The following is a 17,983-nucleotide window of genomic DNA, read 5'->3' as shown; positions in this document are numbered from 1 at the left end:
GAGGCCACGGCCCGGCAATAGGTGACAGTCGGGCACAGCACGATGACCCGACTACCCGGCTCCAGGCGCCCAGCAGTCAGCCATTCGAGCGTGCCGCTGGGGAAACGCGGGGTGGAGGTGACTGCCATGGGCCCGATTGTAGGGGGAACTGCTGAGGCCGGGTTGTCCACAGGGGTTCCTCGGCGGTTCGCCACGGTTTTCCACAGAACCAGGATTCGGTGACAGATTTCGCGTCCTGTGACGACAACTGAAGGTATGAGGATTCTTGGAGAAAGACGGGACCTGGCGCTGCGCCAGCCCGCCGAGGACGCTGCCCCGGACGCCAACTCCGTGGCCTTGGTGAGTCGAGACAGCCGGTTGTCCGAAGTCGTCGGGTCGGTGGCGGCCAGTGGCGGGGTTGTCGTCGAGGTCGTGGCAGATCGGGACGCCGTGGCGCGGGCATGGTCGCGTCACGGCCCCCTGCTCGTGGGTGCCGACATGGCCGGGACAGTGATGGCCTGGGGCCTGTCGGCTCGGCCGGGAACCCATGTCGTCGGTTTCGACGCCGAGGAGGCTGCACGGTGGTCGGCAGGACTGTCGGCCAGCGTCATCGTCGTGCCGCGGGCCAACCAGGTGCTCACCGAGATCCTCCATGACGAAATGGCCGCGACCGCGAAGGCCACGGTGGTGCAGGTGGACTCGAGTGGTGGCGGCACCGGGGTGAGCACCCTGGCGGTCGGACTGGCATGGGCTGCCGCGAGATCAGGGATGAAGGTCGGGCTGGTCGAGCTCGATCCTCACGCCGGCGGGATCGATCTGTTGTTGGGTATCGAGAGGACGGACGGGTGGCGGTGGCCTGAGTTGGCCTCGGCGCGTGGAGTGACCACCGATCTGGGGTCCCACCTGCCATCGATTGACGGCGTCGAGGTGGTCAGCGCGGGAAGGGTGGGCGCCCAGGTGCCTCCAGCGGCGCGCCGGGCCGTGGTGGATTCCCTGGCGGGGGATCACGATCTCGTCGTGGTGGATCCAGGACACGTGTCGGCCCCGGAGGTGTCGGTTGACGTCAGGGTCGGTGTGGTTGCCGTCGATCTCAGGTCTGTCATGACCGCGCGAGGCCAGGACCTGCCCAACCTGCTGGTGGTCAGGCGTGGCCCTGGGCGATCGATGTGTGACGAGGACATCGAGTCGGTACTGGGAGTCCGACCGGACGTCGTGGTGAGGGATGACCGCCGTCTGGTTCGTGGGCAGGGCGACGCCGAGGCACCGTGGGTGGTGGCATCTCGACGATGGCGTCGCCGGTGCCAGGAGCTGGCTGAGGTGGTGATGTGCGCATGAGCGGCGACGAGCCAGACCGTCAGCTGGTCGAGCAGGTGCGTCGTCGGCTGGCAGGTCTTGGCCGTGACTGGACGCCGATGGACGTCGCCCACGCCATCCTCGACTGCGGGCAGGTGGCCTCTGACAAGACGGTATTGGCAGTCGTCGAGGAGCTGCGTCGGACCAGTACCGGGGCGGGCCGTCTGGAGCCTCTCCTGGTGACCGATGGGGTCACGGATGTCCTGGTCAACGGCCCGGACCAAGTGTTTATCGACCGCGGCAAGGGGCTGGAACTGACCGACGTCACCTTCAGTGGACCAGAGGAAGTGCGGGCGTTGGCGGTGCGCCTGGCAGCTGCGGTGGGACGTCGTCTTGATGACGGCAACCCGTGGGTGGATGCCCGGTTGCCCGACGGCACCCGAGTTCATGCCGTCCTCGACGTCCTGGCCCGACCGGGAACCTGTCTCAGCCTGCGCGTGCCATCGCGACGTAACCTGTCCCTCGACGACTGGGTGGCCTGGGGATCGATGACCCCGGGGTGCCGACAGATCATCGACGAGATCCTCATCCGCAAGCTGGCCTTCCTGGTGACTGGAGGCACCGGAACCGGCAAGACGACCCTGCTGTCGGCAATGCTGACGAGTCTGCCAGCGGATCAGCGGCTGATCATCGTCGAAGATTCCCGGGAGATCTGGATAGACCATCCGCACTGGGTGTCGATGGAGGCTCGGGCCGCCAATTCCGAGGGCAGAGGTTCCGTCACCCTCACGGACCTGGTGCGGCAGTGCCTGCGCATGAGGCCCGATCGGATCGTCCTGGGAGAGGTGCGAGGTGCCGAACTGCGGGACCTCCTCATGGCTCTCAACACGGGTCATGAGGGCGGATGCGGGACGGTGCACGCCAACGGTGTGGCCGAGGTGCCAGCTCGTCTGGAGGCCCTTGCCGCCCTGGGCGGCCTGTCGCGAGACGCGGCTTCGGCCCAGATCACCGCAGCCCTGCATACCGTCATCCACCTGGAACGGGGATCGTCAGGTCGACGGGTGGCCGAGATCGGCGTCTTCACTGACGTCGACGGTCGAGCAGTTGTGCTGCCAGCCGTGCGATGGGACGCGGATGGTGCAACGAGCCTCGGTGCGGGTGCCGGGAGATTGTCCGAGCTGCTGGGGACGGAGGTGGCCCCATGATGATCGTGGCGGCCGCGGCCCTCATGGGTGTGGCGGTGTGGATGGTGGTCCCGCCTCCCATGAGACGACAAGAGGGACGACGCCCGCCAGCCTGGTCAGTGGTGCCGGCCGGGATTGTGGCCGTCGGGTTGGTGTGTGGCATCAGCGGTGTGGTGTGGGCCGTCATGGCCACTGCAGTGGGAGGGACGGTGTTCATCGTCGTGCGGAGACAACGACGACGAACCCAGACTCTCAGAGGCGGACAGGAAGTGGCCCGGGCGACGAGAGCCCTGGCAGGCCGAGTGTCGGTCGGGGAGATCCCGGCCATGGCCTTGGACCACGTTGCTGACGATGTCGAGGTGCTGGCCCGGGCCAAGAGGGCCCAAGCGGTGGGAGGAAGTGTTCCCGACGCCCTCATCGCGACCGCCCGTCAACCGGGAATGGCGGGTTTGGTGCCCCTGGCCCATGCCTGGCAGTTGGCCGCGACGACGGGTGCTCCACTCGCCCCAGCTGCCAAGTCAGTGGCGGAAGGAACCGCTCGGCGGGCTCGCCTGGAAGCCACCTTGGACTCCGAACTCGCCGCGGCCAGGGCGTCTGGACGGATCATGGGCCTGCTGCCCTTCGTCGGGTTGCTCATGGGACATCTCGTCGGGGCGCGCCCGACGGTCTTCCTGACGACCACCTGGTTGGGGAGGGCCTGCCTGGTGGGTGCGACCCTGCTGGCCTGTGTCGGGGTGCTGTGGAGCGAGTCCCTGGCGGATCGTGTGGCGAGGGAGGCCCTGCCATGACGGACATCGATGTGGACAGAACGCTGATTCCAGCGATGGTGATGGCTGCAGTAGCGGCCTGGCTGATCGTCCTACCAGCGGGGGAATCTCGAACGAAATCTCGCAAACGTTCTCCGGCCTGGCTTGCCCCTCGCAGCGGGGCCCCCGCTCCCGAGGTTCGGGTCGTGGCGGGCCTGGCGGCCGGGTGCGGGGTCATGGCCGCAGTTTCCTGGCCCTTCCCGGTGGCAGTAGTGGTCTCCGGGGCTGCCGGAGCCGTGGTGTGGTGGGGATCTGGGCGGCTGGAGTCTTCTGCGCATCGGCGGGAGGAGCAGCGGAGGGCGGCCCAACTGCCAGAAACCCTCATGATGCTCTCCAGCGCGATGGAGGCCGGCCTGCCCTTGCGATCGGCGGTGACGACGGTGGCGGAATCCTTGGACGGGCCCTGTGCTGAGGACTTGCGCCGGTTGGCGTCATCCCTGGCTGCTGGGGTTCCGGATTCCAAGGCCTGGAGCGTCCTCGCGTCGGCGCCGGTGTGGAGAGATCCGGCTCAGGACGTCTCACGAGCCGTTGATTCGGGCGAGGGTGTCAGTGAGCTGTTGTCGGCCCACGCCGCGCAATTGCAGATCGCTGCTGCCGAGCAGGCGGGGAAGAAGGCACGCAAGGCCGGCGTCGACGCCATCGGCCCGCTGGTCTGCTGTCACCTCCCAGCCTTCCTGCTGGTTGGGGTGGTGCCGATCATCGCCGGGATGGTGCTCGGGGTGGTGTGACGAGGGTGCGGCCGGCATCGTCATGTCCATGGCAAAAGTGGTTATCCACAAGGGGTTGAGACGGTCGTGCGGGGGGTTGTCCACAGAAATGAAAAAGGTGACGGATCTCGAGGGTTCAGACGACAACTGAAGGTGTGAGGCGTGGGCCTCACCTCGGTCGGGAGTGGTCCGGCCGCAAGAACAGACAGGAGACGACAGTGTCTGAGAAGAACCCAACGACTGAACCCGTCATCTCTGCAAGGTCCCTCGACCTGGTTGGTTCAACCGAAGCTGCGGTGGAACCATCAGCTCGGGGACGATACCGAGCAGCCCGCAACAAACTCATCGATCGCGGCATGGCCACCGCAGAGTACGCCGTCGGCATTCTTGCTGCGGTCGCCCTCGCCCTGGTGATGTTGAAGATCGTCACTCATCAGGAGGTCTTCACTAAGTTGCTCAAGCTGGTCGTCGGCATCATCGGCAAGGCCGGAGGCATGCTGCCGTGATCAGGCTGACTCGTCGTGGTGGGCGTCAATGGGCGTCCGCCACGCCGGGTCGCTCCTCGCGGCGATCCGGGCGGCGCGCGTCGCGGGGGATGGTGACGGTCGAGATGGCCGTCAGTCTCATCACGGCAGCCCTGGTCGTGGTGGCCAGTTGCTGGGTGGTGGGGCTGGTGGTCGTCGAGGATGCCTGTCGCACGACGGCCGCCCAGGTGGCCCGCCAGGTGGCTCGTGGCGACACGGCCTCGGCCCGTCAGGCTGAGAGACACGCCCCGACTGGGGCGCAGGTGTCAACCAGGTCCTCGGGTGGCTGGGTTGAGGTGACGGTCCAGGTTGATCGGTCCCTGGGACGGCTCGGACCGGTTCATCTGCGCGGTCAGGCGCGCTCGCCGATGGAACCGGGGGAGTCATGAGGATGTGGTGTCATCGCTGCTCGTCCGGTGGCCGCGACGCGCGCCGGGAACGAGGCTCGGGAACCGTGATACTGGCGGCTGTCGGGGTGGGATTCATCGCGGCGGTCTGGCTGTCCATCCTGGTGACGGGATGGTGGTCGGCCGGTCATCGTGCTGAGGAGGTGGCCGACATGGCTTCCTTGGCGGCCGGACGAGCTGAAGCCCTCGGCGAGTCGGGATGTCCGGTCGCGCATCAGACGGTGCGAGCCAACGGAGCTCAGCTGATGGCTTGTGAGGTGCGTGGTGGACCGACGGGGTTCACCGTCACCGTCGATGTGGGGGTGAGACCCCACCGCGGATGGGAGTTGCCTGGCATGCCCACGACGGTGGTGAAAACCTCTCGAGCCGGCCCGGTCGAGTGAGCCGGAAACAGGAGGTTGGCAAGGAAGAACACGTGTGACGTCGAGATCGTCAGTGATCCGCTCCAGCGTCGGGGTCATGATCAGCCAGGTGATCGTGCACGGATACCGCAGTAATTCGTGACCTCGTCATGGAGCTGGGGCGGATCACCGTCGTCACTGGGTGCCATTCTCAGTAGGTAATTCGCTCATGCGAAGGAAGGGTCGAAGACCCTGGGGGGATTACTCCATCGCCGCACCGGCGGTCATCGTCCAGCGATCCGACAGGTATTGCCGGGGTGGCAAGCGACGTCTGAACTGGGATCAGGTTCCCAGCGGATCCATCTCCGCTGTCAACGCGGCCGCCGATGCCTTGTCGAGCATCTGATTGGCGTTACCGCACTTGGGCGAGACGACGCAGGCAGGACACCCCGACTCGCACTCACACTGGGCCAGCCGCAGAGCGGTCGCATGCCACCATTCCTCGGCCTTGTCGAAACCGGCCTGCGCGAAACCAGCCCCACCGGCCTGGCCATCGTGGATGACGATGGTGCACGCCCCGGTATCGGGCAGCATGACCGTCGACACCCCGCCGACATCCCACCGATCGCACGGCGAGAACATCGGCAACAGCCCGATCGCGGTGTGCTCGCAACCATGAGCCGCCCCCGCCAGATGAACCGCATCCAGTCCCAGCTTGTCGACGACCTCGTCAGGGATGACCCACCAGCACGCCTGGGTGATCATGGTGTGGGTGGGCATGTCCAGGGCTGTGGAGTCCCAGACGTCATTGGTGATCTCGTCGCGACGCAGATATCCGACGACCTGTTCGGTCAGTTCCACCTGCCCGCATGCCACATAGCCCGGCCCAAAATCTCGGCGCTTCTCCTCCTGGATGATGCGTACCGTTGACGCCGATTGTGGCTGGGTCCAGTAGCCCGGCAGACCCTGGTGCACCAGGGCGTGGTGCTCGGCGGGGTCATACTCGTCGACCAACCACTGGTCGCCCTGGTGCAGGTACACCGCTCCCGGATGAACCGTTCGATCCCCGGCGGCCTCGTCGACCACCCCGATGACTCGACCGGTGGACCGATCGATGATGTCAATCCCCTTGCCAGCTGCCGATCTCAGGTCGATGGCGTCGACAGCTCGCCCCGGGCGGGTCCAGAACAGCCGATTCCCACGTCGTCGCAGCACCTTCTGGGCTGCCAACATCTCGCACATTCCGGCGAAGGCTGACCCGTAGAACTCCTCGTCGGCAGGGGAGAGGTAGGCCTCCTGGGCGGCCGCAGCCAGATGCGGACCGAGGACATAAGGGTTGTCTGGATGCAGGACCGTCGACTCCACCGACGAGGAGAACAACAGTTCTGGGTGGTTGAAGAGGTACTGATCCAGCGGATTCTCTCGGGCCATGAGGACGACGAGGGCGTCACGTCCGGACCGGCCGGCGCGACCGGCCTGCTGCCACAGGGACGACAGTCGTCCGGGATATCCGGCGATGACGACGGCGTCCATCCCCGAGACGTCCACCCCCAGCTCCAGGGCGTTCGTCGCCACCACGGCTCGCACGGATCCGTTCTGCAACCCGGCTTCGATGGCTCGACGATCCTCGGGCAGGTATCCGGCGCGATAGGACGCGATCCGCGCCCCACCGGTCACCCGGTCCTGGGCGTGGGCAGAGATGACCTCTGCCAGCGACCGCGAGGCGACGAAACAGATCGTCTGCATCCCCGCGTCGGCAAGGTCCGCCACCAATCCGGTGGCGTCACTGGACACCGACTTGGCCGGCTGCCACAGCACGACGTCGCGTCCCGGATGAGGAGAGCAGTCCTCGTCGACGACATCGACCTTCTCCACCCCGAGCAGACGCGCCCCGGCCTCAGCCGCATTCGTCGACGTCGCACTCGACAGCAGGAAGACCGGATCAGCCCCGTGCATCCGGCAGAGCCTGCGAAGCCGACGGATGACCTGGGCCACGTGGGCCCCGAAGACCCCGCGGTACCGATGCGCCTCGTCGATGACGACATACCTCAGACTTCCCAGTAGGGAGGCCCACCGAGAGTGGGAGGGCAACACTGTGTGGTGCAGCATGTCTGGATTGGTGAGGACGTACCGGGCCTGTTCCCGGGCGAATCGACGCTCGGCGTCGTCGGAGTCACCGTCGAGGGTGGAAACCAACCAGTTGCGCGGCCCGATCTCGCGACAGACCCGGTCCTGGTCGTGGGCCAGGGCCTTCGTCGGGGCCAGATACAAGGCGCTGTTGCGTTTCAGGGAATCGCGCAGGGAGGCCGACAGATTCGGGGTGGGCGGGTCAGGCAGCACCGGAGTCGTCGACGCCGTCGCCGCCATGATGGGCAACAGGTAGGCCAAGGTCTTGCCAGATGCCGTTGCGGTGCAGATGGCGGTGTGGTGTCCGGCTTTCGCCAACTCTGCGAGCAGCGCTTGATGCTCCCACGGGTGTGAGATGCCGGCCTTCTCCACGGCTTTGCGACAATCCTCGGGCAGCCATGACGGCCACTCACAGGTGCGCCCAGACGCAGCGTCACGATGATCGACGTGCACCACTTGGGGGCTGGCCAGCAGTCGTGACACAGCCCTGCCGTCGGGTATCGACGGGACAGATGGAACGACCACGCGCCAAGATTGCCACCGTGGGCAGACACCTCACCGCTGACGAGATCGAACAGTTGCGGAACACCTTCATTGACATCGGCTTCCTCACGGACCCCGTTATGGCCGCCATCGGGGACCCCGGGCAGCGCGGACTGACGAGAAACAGCACCACCCCGGCCGCCCGGGCCCTCGTGGGTCGCACCGATCCGCTGGCTGGGGCCATCCGGCTCTGGCTGCTTCAGCAGCAGGTCCCCGCCGAGCAGCTCTCGCCACTGCCACTGGAGACCCTTGCCGAGGCAGGAATCGTGAGCGTCGACGGGCCGACGGTCCGTGCCCTGGTCGACCTGCGTCCCTACGGTTCTCCCGACGACGGCGCCTCCGGCTGGACTGTCTCCGACCTCACCCCGGGATTGGACAGGGTCATCACCAAAACCCGCTCCGACTACGTGTTGGGCGTCTCGCCGGCATCGGTGTCCCTGACCCAGATGGCCGTTCCCACCCATGTCGGGAGCGCCCTGGACATGGGTTGTGGATGTGGCGTGCAATCCCTGCACCTGTCTCGCCACGCTGACCATGTCGTTGCCACTGACATCAATCCACGAGCCCTTCAGATGGCCGAACTCACGTGCCGTCTCTCCCATGCGGACGTGGACATTCGGGAAGGGTCCCTCTACGACCCTGCTGGAGATGACACTTTCGACCTCATCGTCACCAATCCGCCATACGTCATGGCCCCTCCCAGCCCGGAAGGTCAGCGTCTGGTCTACCGAGAAGGCGGATTCTCCGGCGACGGCCTGGTGGAAGCCGTCGTCCGTGGCGCCCCTGCACGCCTCAACGACGGCGGCATGCTTCAGGTTCTCGCCAACTGGGCCCACATCGGAGATCAGCCGTGGTCCGAGCGACTGGCCACCTGGGTCGAGGGGACTGGCTGTGACCTGTGGGCTGTCGAGCGGGAACACCTCGACGTCTGCGAATACATCGAGACGTGGCTCACTGACGCCGGCCTCGACGGATCCCCTCAATGGCGTCCTCGCTACGACGAGTGGCTGTCTTACTTCGACACCCTCGACGTCACCGGTGTCTCCCTGGGTTGGATCACGCTGACGAAGGCTGGTCGCGACGAGCCGGATCTGTCCTTCGAGGAATGGCCCTGGCAGGTCGCACAACCCATCGGAGGGACGATGGCCCAGCGAGCCCAGGCCGTCACCTGGGCTCGTCTGAGTGACGAGGACCTGGTGGCCCGGCGCTGGCGTATTGCCTCTGACGTCGACAACGAGACCACCGGACGCCCCGGGGCCACCGATCCGGAGCACATCGTGCTGCGTCAGCGTCGAGGGTTGTGCCGTGCCGTGGAGATGACGACGGCCTCCGGTGGGGTGCTGGGAGCCTGCGACGGGGAACTCACCCTGGGACAGATCACCGGCGCCGTCTCGGTGATCCTCGAGGTCGACCATGAGGACGTCCTCGCCGAGGTGCTCCCGCTGGTCCGCGAGTGCCTGCGTCACGGCATCCTCGAGGCTGCCTGAGTCCTTCAGAACCGGTGGACGATGACCACTCTAGCCCCGGTGGCAGGGGTGTTCCTCGGTGCGCTATTTTTGGTGAGTAAATCATCAAAAAGGAGAACTGATGACCGATCACCAGGAGATCCCCCTCACCGAGACCCATCACTGCAGCTGTGGTGAAAGCAATGCCGGACTGCCCGAGCTCGACGTGCGCACCATTCCGCACGCCATCCGCCACGGTGCCGTCATCGGTGCCTTCGCCCAACTGCAGCCGGGCGCCTCGATGGTCCTCATCGCCCCACACAATCCGCTGCCCCTGCTGAGCCAGCTCGAGCAGATCAATGGATCCCTCGGCATCGAGTACCTCGCCGAGGGCCCGGAGGAGTGGCACATCAAGCTCACCAAGCAGGCCTGAGACCTTCTCGCAGGATGTGAACGCGCCCTGCCTCCGACCTCCTGCCGTCCAGCCCGAAACAGGCTGGCCGAACAGGCTCGTCGGGGGCAGGGTGTTCTCGTTGCGAGCGAACTCGAGGTGCTCGATGCGACGGCTGTTGTTACGGTTGACGCGCGACCACCGGCGACGGTGCCGCTACATTGGGCCGCGGACCGTCCTCCTCGGGGCAGCCCACATCACGTCAACGGAGAAGGCAGGAATGTCACCGACCAAGAGCCTCGTCATCGTCGAGTCACCCCACAAGGCCACGATGATTGCCGGGTACCTGGGGCCCAAGTACACCGTGCGAGCCAGCCAGGGTCACGTGCGAGATCTGCCTACCAGCGCCTCCGAGGTGCCCGCCAAGTACAAGGGTCAGTCCTGGGCGCGCACCGGCGTCAATGTTGACGACGAGTTCACTCCCATCTACGTCGTCTCCCCGGAGAAGCGGTCGACGATCCGTGAGCTCAAGGGCCTGCTCAAGGAGTCCGACGAACTTCTGCTCGCCACCGATGGTGACCGCGAGGGGGAGGCCATTGCCTGGCATCTGCTCGACGAACTCAAGCCCAAGGTTCCGGTGCGCCGGATGGTCTTCAACGAGATCACCGAGAAGGCCATCAACGAGGCCGTCGCCAACACCCGTGAACTTGACACCGACCTCGTCGACGCTCAGGAGACCCGACGCATCCTTGACCGTCTCTATGGCTACGAGGTCTCCCCAGTGCTGTGGAAGAAAGTGCTTCCGCGGCTGTCCGCCGGTCGTGTGCAGTCGGTGGCGACCCGTCTGGTCGTCGACCGTGAGCGTGAACGGATGGCCTTCACCAGCGCCAATTACTGGGACATGGAGGCCGTTCTGGCCGCCAAGTCCGATGAGTTCAACGCTCGTCTCGTCGCCCTGGACGACACCAAGATCGCTGCCGGACGCGACTTCGACTCCCACGGCGACCTCACCTCCAAGGTGCGCCGCCTCGACGAGGCCACCGCGACCACCATCGCGAAGGCCCTGGAGAAGGCCTCGTTCTCCGTCACCAAGGTCGAGTCCAAGCCGTACACCCGTCGTCCGTACGCTCCTTTCCGCACCACGACCCTGCAACAGGAGGCCGGCCGCAAACTCGGCTTCACCTCCCAGCGCACCATGTCAGTGGCCCAGGAGCTCTACGAGGGCGGCTACATCACCTACATGCGTACCGACTCGGTGGCCCTGTCCCAGGAGGCCATCCGTGCGGCCCGCAGCCAGGCCGCTGAGCTCTACGGTCCCGACCACGTCCCGGACAAGCCGCGCATCTACGCCTCCAAGGTCAAGAACGCCCAGGAGGCCCACGAGGCCATCCGTCCCGCCGGCGAGCACTTCCGCACCCCGGCCGAGACCGGCCTGACCGGCGACAGGTTCAAGCTCTACGAGCTCGTCTGGATGCGTACCCTGGCCTCCCAGATGGCTGACGCCAAGGGCGAGACTCTCTCGGTGACGATCGGCGCCACCCCGTCCTCCCCGATCAGCGTTGCCGACGGTCACGTCAGGACTGCCACCTTCACGGCATCCGGTCGCACCATCACCTTCCACGGCTTCCTGCGCGCCTACGTCGAGTCGGTCGACGAGGGAGCCTCCGACGACGCCCAGAAGCGCCTGCCCCAGCTCTCGCAGGGCCAGGACCTGGATCCGCGCGAGGTGACGGCCAACGGTCACGACACACGTCCGCCGGCCCGCTACACCGAGCCCAGTCTGGTGGCGAAACTCGAGGAGCTGGAGATCGGCCGTCCGTCGACCTACGCCTCGATCATCCGCACCATTACCAGCCGTGACTACGTCTTCAAGAAGGGATCGGCCCTCGTCCCGACCTGGCTGGCCTTCGCCGTCACCAGGCTGCTCGAGGAACACTTCTCCAACCTCGTCGACTACCAGTTCACCGCCGACATGGAGGAGACCCTCGACCAGATTGCGCGCGGCAACGCTGACCGCGTCGCGGTGCTCTCGGCCTTCTACTTCGGCCAGACCAAGTCCGACGACGGTGACGTCCCGACGCCCACCGAGGGCCACGAGGGACTGCACCAGCTCGTCACCGAGCTCGGGGACATCGACGCCCGGTCCATCTGCACCTTCCCGATCGGAGACTCCGTCGTCGTCCGGGTGGGTCGCTATGGCACCTACGTCGAGGACTCCGAGGGCAACCGGGCCAACGTCGACGACACCCTTCCCCCCGACGAACTCACCATCAAGGCTGCCAAGGAGCTGCTGGCAAGCCCGAACGGTCAGGATCGCGAGCTCGGGCTGGACCCGCACAGCCACCGTCCGATCGTGGCCCGCAACGGCCGTTTCGGTCCCTACGTCACCGAAGTGCTCGACGGCGAGGCCACCGAGGTCGTCGAGACGACCACCAAGGACGGCAAGAAGCGTCGCACCAAGCGCAAGGTGAAGCCGCGCACCGCCAGCCTGTTCAAGTCGATGAATCTCGAGACCGTCACCCTCGACGAGGCTCTCAAGCTGCTCTCCCTGCCACGCGTGGTGGGCACGGCCGCCGACGGCACCGAGATCACCGCCCAGAACGGACGCTACGGCCCGTACCTCAAGAAGGGCACCGACTCGCGCTCCCTGGGCAGCGAGGAGGAGATCTTCTCCATCACCCCGGAGCAGGCCGAGGCCATCTACGCCCAGCCCAAACAACGCGGTCGCGCGGCCGCAAAGCCGCCGCTGCGTGAGCTCGGCGAGGACCCGACCTCCGGGCGTCCGATCGTCGTCAAGGACGGCCGTTTCGGCCCTTACGTCACCGACGGCGAGACCAACGCGACCCTGCGCAAGGACGACTCGGTCGAGGCCATCACTCCCGAGCGCGCACAGGAGTTGCTGGCCGAGAAGAGGGCCAAGGGCCCGGCCAGGAAGAGGACGACGCGGAAGACGACCACCCGTAAGACCACTGCGAGGAAGTCGACGACCAAGTCCACCTCGAGGTCCACGTCTTCCAAGTCGACCACGACGAAGAAGGCAGCTGCGAAGTCGTCGTCAGGAAGCTGAGATGACCACGGCGTGGCATTCGGGAAGCACCGAACCGTTGTACTTCGAGTTGGCGTGGACGGCTGCTCGACCGGTTCCGGCCGACCTGCACACCACCGTCGCCGCTGTCGGGGCGCGTCGCACCATTGAGTGCGAGGTCACCCTGCTCGATTCCCCGGACCACCGACTGCTGAGATCGGGAATCGTCATTGCTCACCGCGTCGTCGACGGGCTGGGGGAGTGGTACATGGACGCTCCGGAATGGTCGTCATGGCTTCCGGTTGCTCGGTCGGTGGCCCTCGACGCGGCCGGTGAGCTGCCCCGGGACTTCGCCTGCCTGGCTCGTCCGTTCCTGCGCGGGGCGACCCTGTGTCCGGTGGCGGCCCTGTCCTGGGAGCGCAACGAGACCATGCTGGAGGCCCCTGACTCCACCAAGTTGGCCCTCATCCGCGACGACCGGATTGCCGTCGTCCAGTCCGGGGTGACGACGTCGAGGGTTCGCGAGCTGACCATTAACCCGCGTCGGGGGCTCACAGAGGGTCAGCGGGAATGGCTTACCAACCGCATCTTCGCTCTGGGCGGGGTGCCCGTCACCCGTCATCCCTCGGTGCTGCGCCGCCTGGGCCCGGGTGCCGGAGCCCTGACCGATTACCCACGTCCTCATCTGCATGACGGCGCCGGTACACAGGCGTGGGTGTCAGCCCAGCTGGCCGGGCGACTGCGCGACGTCGTCGAGGCGGACCTGGCCGCGCGGTGCCAGGGAATGGACCTCGGGTCGACTGAGACGAAACGTACCGAGCCGCGCGTCCTTCCCGAGTCCCCGGACCGCACTGACCTGGTTGGCATGGGGTACGACCCGGTGACGGCCTCGGCTCCCAGCATCCACGACGGCACTCACGGGTCCATTCGGCCTCTCCAGAAGGAGATTCATGCGCTGTCGGAGGCCCTTGACGCGATGTCGGGCCTGCTCGATCCGCCATGGGTCGATCGTGCCCGGGATCTGTGTCTGCGGATGATGGAGCTGGACCCCAGCCACATCAGCATCCACAGCCTGCCCCGCGAGTACTACCAGTTGCTCGAGGAGATGACGGCGGCGGCGCGGTCTCCGCGTGTGACTGTTGATCCCGACCTTCCCGCCCGTTCGACGATGAAGCGCATGCTCAAGGAGTCGGTCGCTCAGGCGGTGGCGGCCTGCGATGACGTCGAGGGCTCCCAGGGATGGGCGGCGGCCGAGACGTCTGCCCGTCATGCTGTCGCAGTCGCCGGCATCCTTGACACCGGTCGAGCCGAGAAGGTAGCCAAGCGACTGCGGCCGGTCGTCAAGGAACTTGCCCGGACCAAGAACAACGTGACCGAGGACGTCGACGTCTCCGGGATGTCTCCCGAGCAGGCCTTCGAGGCTGGACGTCAGGTGGAGCGAACTCGGGCGGCCATGTCCGCAGCCCGGCAATCGTTCCGGGACGACTGGCCACAGTATCGTCGCAAGATCCTGAAGGCCCTCCATGACTGATCAGCACACTCGTACCGGACGCGATCTGGGCGGCCTCTTCATCGTCCTCGAGGGTGGGGACGGTGCCGGCAAGACGACTCAGTCCCGGTTACTCGACCAGTGGCTGACGAGTCAGCGCATTTCGCACCTCATGACCCGTGAGCCTGGTGGTTCCGGCCTCGGGCAGAGGATTCGGGAACTGGTGCTGTTCCCCGACTCGGCGGAGATCTGCCCGCGTGCGGAGGCCCTGCTCTACAACGCTGACAAGGCGCAACACGTCGAGCAGGTGGTCATACCGGCTCTGCGTGAGGCCAAGGTCGTCGTCTGTGATCGCTACATCGACTCGACGATCGCCTATCAGGGGGCCGGGCGAGTCCTCGATCCTGAGGAGGTGGCCCAGCTCGCGAGTTGGGCGACGGCCGGCCTCGTCCCCGATCTGACGGTGCTGCTCGACGTCGATCCCTCCGAGGGGGCCGGGAAGATTGCCGCCAAGGATCGTATGGAGGCGGCCGGTGAGGAGTTCCACCGGCGGGTTCGTCAACACTTCCTCGACCTTGCCGACACTCACCCGGAGCGCTATCTCGTCCTCAACGCTCGGAAGCGTCGTGAAGAGATCCGCGATGCCATCAGCAAGCAGGTGAGCGAACTCCTCGGCCGGTGAGCAATCGAACGCCGTCACCACGAAGGTGTCGGCATGATCTGCAACGATGATCCCGTGAGCGATGTGTTGACCGGTGTGTGGGCCGATCTCGTGGGTCAGGAGAAGGCCGTCGAGGTGCTGCGCCGTGCGGCGGAGTCGCAACCGGGTTGCTCCTCCCACGCCATGAGCCATGCCTGGCTCATCACCGGACCGCCAGGATCGGGCCGGTCCAACGCGGCGAAGGCCTTCGCGGCTGCACTGCAGTGCGCCGAGCACGGCTGCGGACAATGCAATGCCTGCCGAACCACCTTGTCAGGCGCTCATCCGGACGTCACCCTGGTCCGCACCGAGGCGCTGTCCATCGGTGTCGACGAAGTGCGTGAACTGGTGCGACGAGCGGCGATGAACCCGGCGCACGGTCGTCATCAGGTGGTCGTCGTCGAGGACGCGGATCGCATTACCGAAAGAGGCGCGGACGCCTTGCTCAAGGCCATCGAGGAGCCGGCGCCGAAGACCGTCTGGCTGCTGTGCGCTCCCACTCCCGAGGACGTCATCGTGACGATCAGGTCTCGGTGTCGACGTCTCCATCTGGCCACCCCGCGCGACGAAGCCGTGGCAGATCTGCTGACTCGACGTGACGGGATCCCCCCTGAGATGGCCGCCGAGGCTGCTCGAGCTGGCCAGGGCCACATCGGCCGGGCACGCCGCCTTGCTCGCGATGAGGAGGCTCGAGCGCGCCGCAACGCCATCGGTGAGCTCCCTACCCGGCTGCGGAGCCTGGGGGATTGCCTGCAAGCAGCCGAGGACCTCGTCAACCAGGCCAGCGAGGAGGCCGCCGCTGCCACCGCTGAATCCGATGCCGCCGAGCGCGCCGAGCTGGAGAAGGCCCTGGGATTTGGTTCCTCGGGGGCTCGTCCGCGCAATGCGCAGGCTGCCATCCGGGATCTGGAGAAGCAGCAGGCCGCGCGGTCGAAGCGACTTCAGCGGGACGCCTTGGATCGCGTCCTGACGGAGCTGACCGCCTATCACCGCGATGTGCTGGCCATACAGACCGGGGCAGTGCGTCCGGAGGAGGAGAACGCCCTGCGAGGGGCTCGGCTGGTCAATGCCGGCTGGTCAGCCTCCCTGCACCGGGTGGCGCATTCCCAGAGTCCCGAACACACCGTCGCCACCATCGACGCCATCCTGGATGCGAGGAACTCCCTCGAGCACGGCGTCACCCCGTTGCTCGTGATGGAAACTCTCCTCATCACCATGACGGGAGCAGCCCGCTCCCTGGCGAATCCCGCCTGTCAAGGCCTGACGAAGTGAATGACAACAGTGTGTTGCACCGCTTTCGAAGCCATTTTCGTGGCACAGTGTGAATTGTGCCGTGCCGTATCCTCGGTGCGGTCCCCAAGTCGTGAGGATTGAGCGTGAGCAAGGCGATCAAGAGGACTGCAGCGGACTCCACCGACGCCGAGACCACCCGGGTCATCCAGACGGGGGCCTCCCGCGTGGATGCCGATGCCAACCGTACTGAGGTCATCAAGCCCAGCGATTCGGCGGACTCGGAGCGCACCAGCGTCATCGACGACGACGTCTTCCGTCCCGACACCGAGAAGACCCGCGTCGTTGATGATCGTGAGTTCGAGGAGGAGCGTCGCCGCCGTGAGCTGGCTGATCAGCGTGCCCGTGAGCGTGCTGACCGTCAGGCGATCGAGGCTGAGCGTCAGCGTCGTGCCGCCCATGCCGAGCCCGAGCCGGAGCCAGTGGCTGAGCCGACCCCCAAACGCACCACCGACAAGGCTATGGCCTCCCTGGGCATGTTCCTGTTCCGCATCGTCGTCGGCGGTATCCTGGGCATCCACGGGTTCCAGCACCTCACCCAGCGTGATCTGACCCTGCGCGCCGTGCAGACCCTCCCGTTGCCCAGCGGATACGCCCAGACCGGCGTATGGGTGCTCGGCATCTGCGAGTGCATTGCTGCCGTGTGCATCATCCTCGGCCTGTTCACCCGCATCGCCGGAGTCGGTGTCATCATCATCATGCTGTTGGCGTTGACCTTCATCTTCTGGGGCAGTTTCGCCATCTTCAAGACCATGGGCTTCAAGGGAGAACTGGAGCTCCTGCTGGCCGGATGCGGTGTTCTGCTGCTCTTCCTGGGCGCCGGTGGTTGGTCGATTGACGCCGCCTACCGGCGCAGCCGTGCCGCTGCGAAGGCTGAGGAGGCCGGCTACTGAGCCGAGTCGTGGCGGTCGCCTTCCGCGAATACGGACAACTTTTTCACCTCGACGTCGGGACTCTCGACGTCGAGGTGGGTTCATGGCTGCTCTACCCCACCCCTGACGGCCCGCTGGTGTGTCGGTGTGTGTGGGGGCCGGAAGAGGTTGTTCCTGATGGGGCCCTGCCGGTCTGCGCAGGTGTCGCCGATGACGAGGCCGTCGCCGCGGCGGCCCAGGACCGACACCACCGGGACGAGATATTGCAGACCGCTCGCCGAACCGTCGAGGACCTCGGCGTCGAGATGGAGGTCTTGGCGATCGACCTGGTGGAGTCCGAGGATGATCGCCTCATCGCGGTGTACTTCCGCGCTCCCCACCGGGTCGAGTTCGCCACCATCGTCGGGCCACTGGCGCGACGGCTGCACGCACGCATAGACCTGCGTCAGCTGCGCGGCCGAGACACCGCACGAGCCGTCGGCGGGGTAGGGGTGTGTGGCCGTCCGCTGTGTTGCGCGACCTTCCTGCCCGAGCCGTTGTCGGTGCCGAATCGTCTCGTCACCGAGCAGGGGATGGCGTCCAACCCCTTGGCAGTGGCCGGGGCATGCGGCAAACTCATGTGCTGCCTACGCTACGAGTCTCCCTATTACGCCGATTTCGAGGCTGCCCTGGGAGAAGCCAGCGGCCCGGACGGTCCGGGTTGTCCGCTGGTGTCGGCCTGCTCGACAGCTGGACGACGTCGGCTGCAAGAGGAGCGCAAGGATGCCAGACCCAGGAGGTCCCCATGACTCGACGCGATCCGCGACGACGCACGATTGCCGCGGCCTTGGTCGCCTGCTCCCTGTTCTCGGTGACAGCCT

Annotated in this window: 16 protein-coding genes; 15 read left to right on the top strand and 1 reads right to left on the bottom strand. The window is 66.3% G+C overall.

Features of this window, described 5'->3' with window-relative positions; translation table 11 throughout:
* Positions 1 to 255 precede the first annotated feature (255 nt).
* From ssd to PALO_RS09415, 7 genes are all read left to right on the top strand, one after another.
* Positions 256 to 1,314, top strand: a complete 1,059-nt coding sequence (ssd, locus tag PALO_RS09445; RefSeq protein ID WP_015583356.1) for a septum site-determining protein Ssd — start codon at positions 256 to 258, stop codon at positions 1,312 to 1,314.
* Positions 1,311 to 2,477: a TadA family conjugal transfer-associated ATPase gene (locus PALO_RS09440; protein WP_015583355.1), complete on the top strand. Its 1,167-nt coding sequence runs from the start codon at positions 1,311 to 1,313 to the stop codon at positions 2,475 to 2,477. The genes ssd and PALO_RS09440 overlap by 4 nt, the downstream gene beginning before the upstream one ends.
* Positions 2,474 to 3,244, top strand: coding sequence for a type II secretion system F family protein (locus tag PALO_RS09435; RefSeq protein WP_016666852.1), 771 nt, complete (start codon positions 2,474 to 2,476; stop codon positions 3,242 to 3,244). Before PALO_RS09440 ends, PALO_RS09435 begins: the two co-directional genes overlap by 4 nt.
* Positions 3,241 to 3,990 (top strand): type II secretion system F family protein, encoded by a 750-nt coding sequence (locus tag PALO_RS13100; RefSeq protein ID WP_015583353.1) that lies wholly within the window; start codon positions 3,241 to 3,243, stop codon positions 3,988 to 3,990. Before PALO_RS09435 ends, PALO_RS13100 begins: the two co-directional genes overlap by 4 nt.
* Before the next feature lie 197 nt (positions 3,991 to 4,187).
* A complete protein-coding gene (locus tag PALO_RS09425) occupies positions 4,188 to 4,475 on the top strand; it encodes a DUF4244 domain-containing protein (protein WP_004810383.1) in 288 nt (95 codons plus the stop codon).
* Between the two features lie 89 nt (positions 4,476 to 4,564).
* Positions 4,565 to 4,882 (top strand): TadE family type IV pilus minor pilin, encoded by a 318-nt coding sequence (locus tag PALO_RS09420; protein WP_021108247.1) that lies wholly within the window; start codon positions 4,565 to 4,567, stop codon positions 4,880 to 4,882.
* Entirely contained in the window at positions 4,879 to 5,283 is a 405-nt protein-coding gene (locus tag PALO_RS09415) for an Rv3654c family TadE-like protein (protein WP_041710134.1), read from the top strand. The genes PALO_RS09420 and PALO_RS09415 overlap by 4 nt, the downstream gene beginning before the upstream one ends.
* Positions 5,284 to 5,583: 300 nt before the next feature.
* On the opposite strand, the gene PALO_RS09410 is transcribed toward PALO_RS09415, so the two are convergent.
* On the bottom strand, positions 5,584 to 7,893 hold the full coding sequence (locus PALO_RS09410; RefSeq protein ID WP_244834293.1) for a DEAD/DEAH box helicase: 2,310 nt from the start codon (positions 7,891 to 7,893) through the stop codon (positions 5,584 to 5,586).
* Between PALO_RS09410 and PALO_RS09405 the strand changes: the two genes are divergently transcribed.
* From PALO_RS09405 to ricT, 8 genes are all read left to right on the top strand, one after another.
* Positions 7,881 to 9,398 carry a methyltransferase gene (locus PALO_RS09405; RefSeq protein ID WP_015583349.1) on the top strand — a complete coding sequence of 506 codons (1,518 nt, stop codon included), beginning with the start codon at positions 7,881 to 7,883 and terminating at the stop codon, positions 9,396 to 9,398. The two genes, PALO_RS09410 and PALO_RS09405, sit on opposite strands and share 13 nt — an antisense overlap.
* Before the next feature lie 100 nt (positions 9,399 to 9,498).
* A complete protein-coding gene (locus PALO_RS09400) occupies positions 9,499 to 9,789 on the top strand; it encodes a DUF2249 domain-containing protein (RefSeq protein WP_015583348.1) in 291 nt (96 codons plus the stop codon).
* A 238-nt stretch (positions 9,790 to 10,027) separates the two neighbouring features.
* Positions 10,028 to 12,814, top strand: a complete 2,787-nt coding sequence (gene topA / locus PALO_RS09395; RefSeq protein ID WP_015583347.1) for a type I DNA topoisomerase — start codon at positions 10,028 to 10,030, stop codon at positions 12,812 to 12,814.
* Between the two features lies 1 nt (position 12,815).
* Positions 12,816 to 14,303 (top strand): hypothetical protein, encoded by a 1,488-nt coding sequence (locus PALO_RS09390; protein ID WP_015583346.1) that lies wholly within the window; start codon positions 12,816 to 12,818, stop codon positions 14,301 to 14,303.
* Positions 14,296 to 14,943 (top strand): dTMP kinase, encoded by a 648-nt coding sequence (tmk, locus tag PALO_RS09385; protein WP_015583345.1) that lies wholly within the window; start codon positions 14,296 to 14,298, stop codon positions 14,941 to 14,943. The genes PALO_RS09390 and tmk overlap by 8 nt, the downstream gene beginning before the upstream one ends.
* A gap of 54 nt (positions 14,944 to 14,997) precedes the next feature.
* Positions 14,998 to 16,233 (top strand): DNA polymerase III subunit delta', encoded by a 1,236-nt coding sequence (locus PALO_RS09380; protein ID WP_177166445.1) that lies wholly within the window; start codon positions 14,998 to 15,000, stop codon positions 16,231 to 16,233.
* A 104-nt stretch (positions 16,234 to 16,337) separates the two neighbouring features.
* Entirely contained in the window at positions 16,338 to 17,144 is an 807-nt protein-coding gene (locus tag PALO_RS09375; RefSeq protein WP_015583343.1) for a DoxX family protein, read from the top strand.
* A gap of 74 nt (positions 17,145 to 17,218) precedes the next feature.
* A complete protein-coding gene (gene ricT / locus PALO_RS09370) occupies positions 17,219 to 17,911 on the top strand; it encodes a regulatory iron-sulfur-containing complex subunit RicT (protein WP_036902203.1) in 693 nt (230 codons plus the stop codon).
* The last annotated feature ends 72 nt before the right edge of the window (positions 17,912 to 17,983 follow it).

Origin of the sequence: Cutibacterium avidum 44067 (genome assembly GCF_000367205.1) — a bacterium.
GTDB classification, from domain to species: domain Bacteria; phylum Actinomycetota; class Actinomycetes; order Propionibacteriales; family Propionibacteriaceae; genus Cutibacterium; species Cutibacterium avidum.
Note: the sequence above shows the minus strand (reverse complement) of the source record. Positions and strands in the feature narration are given on the sequence as shown.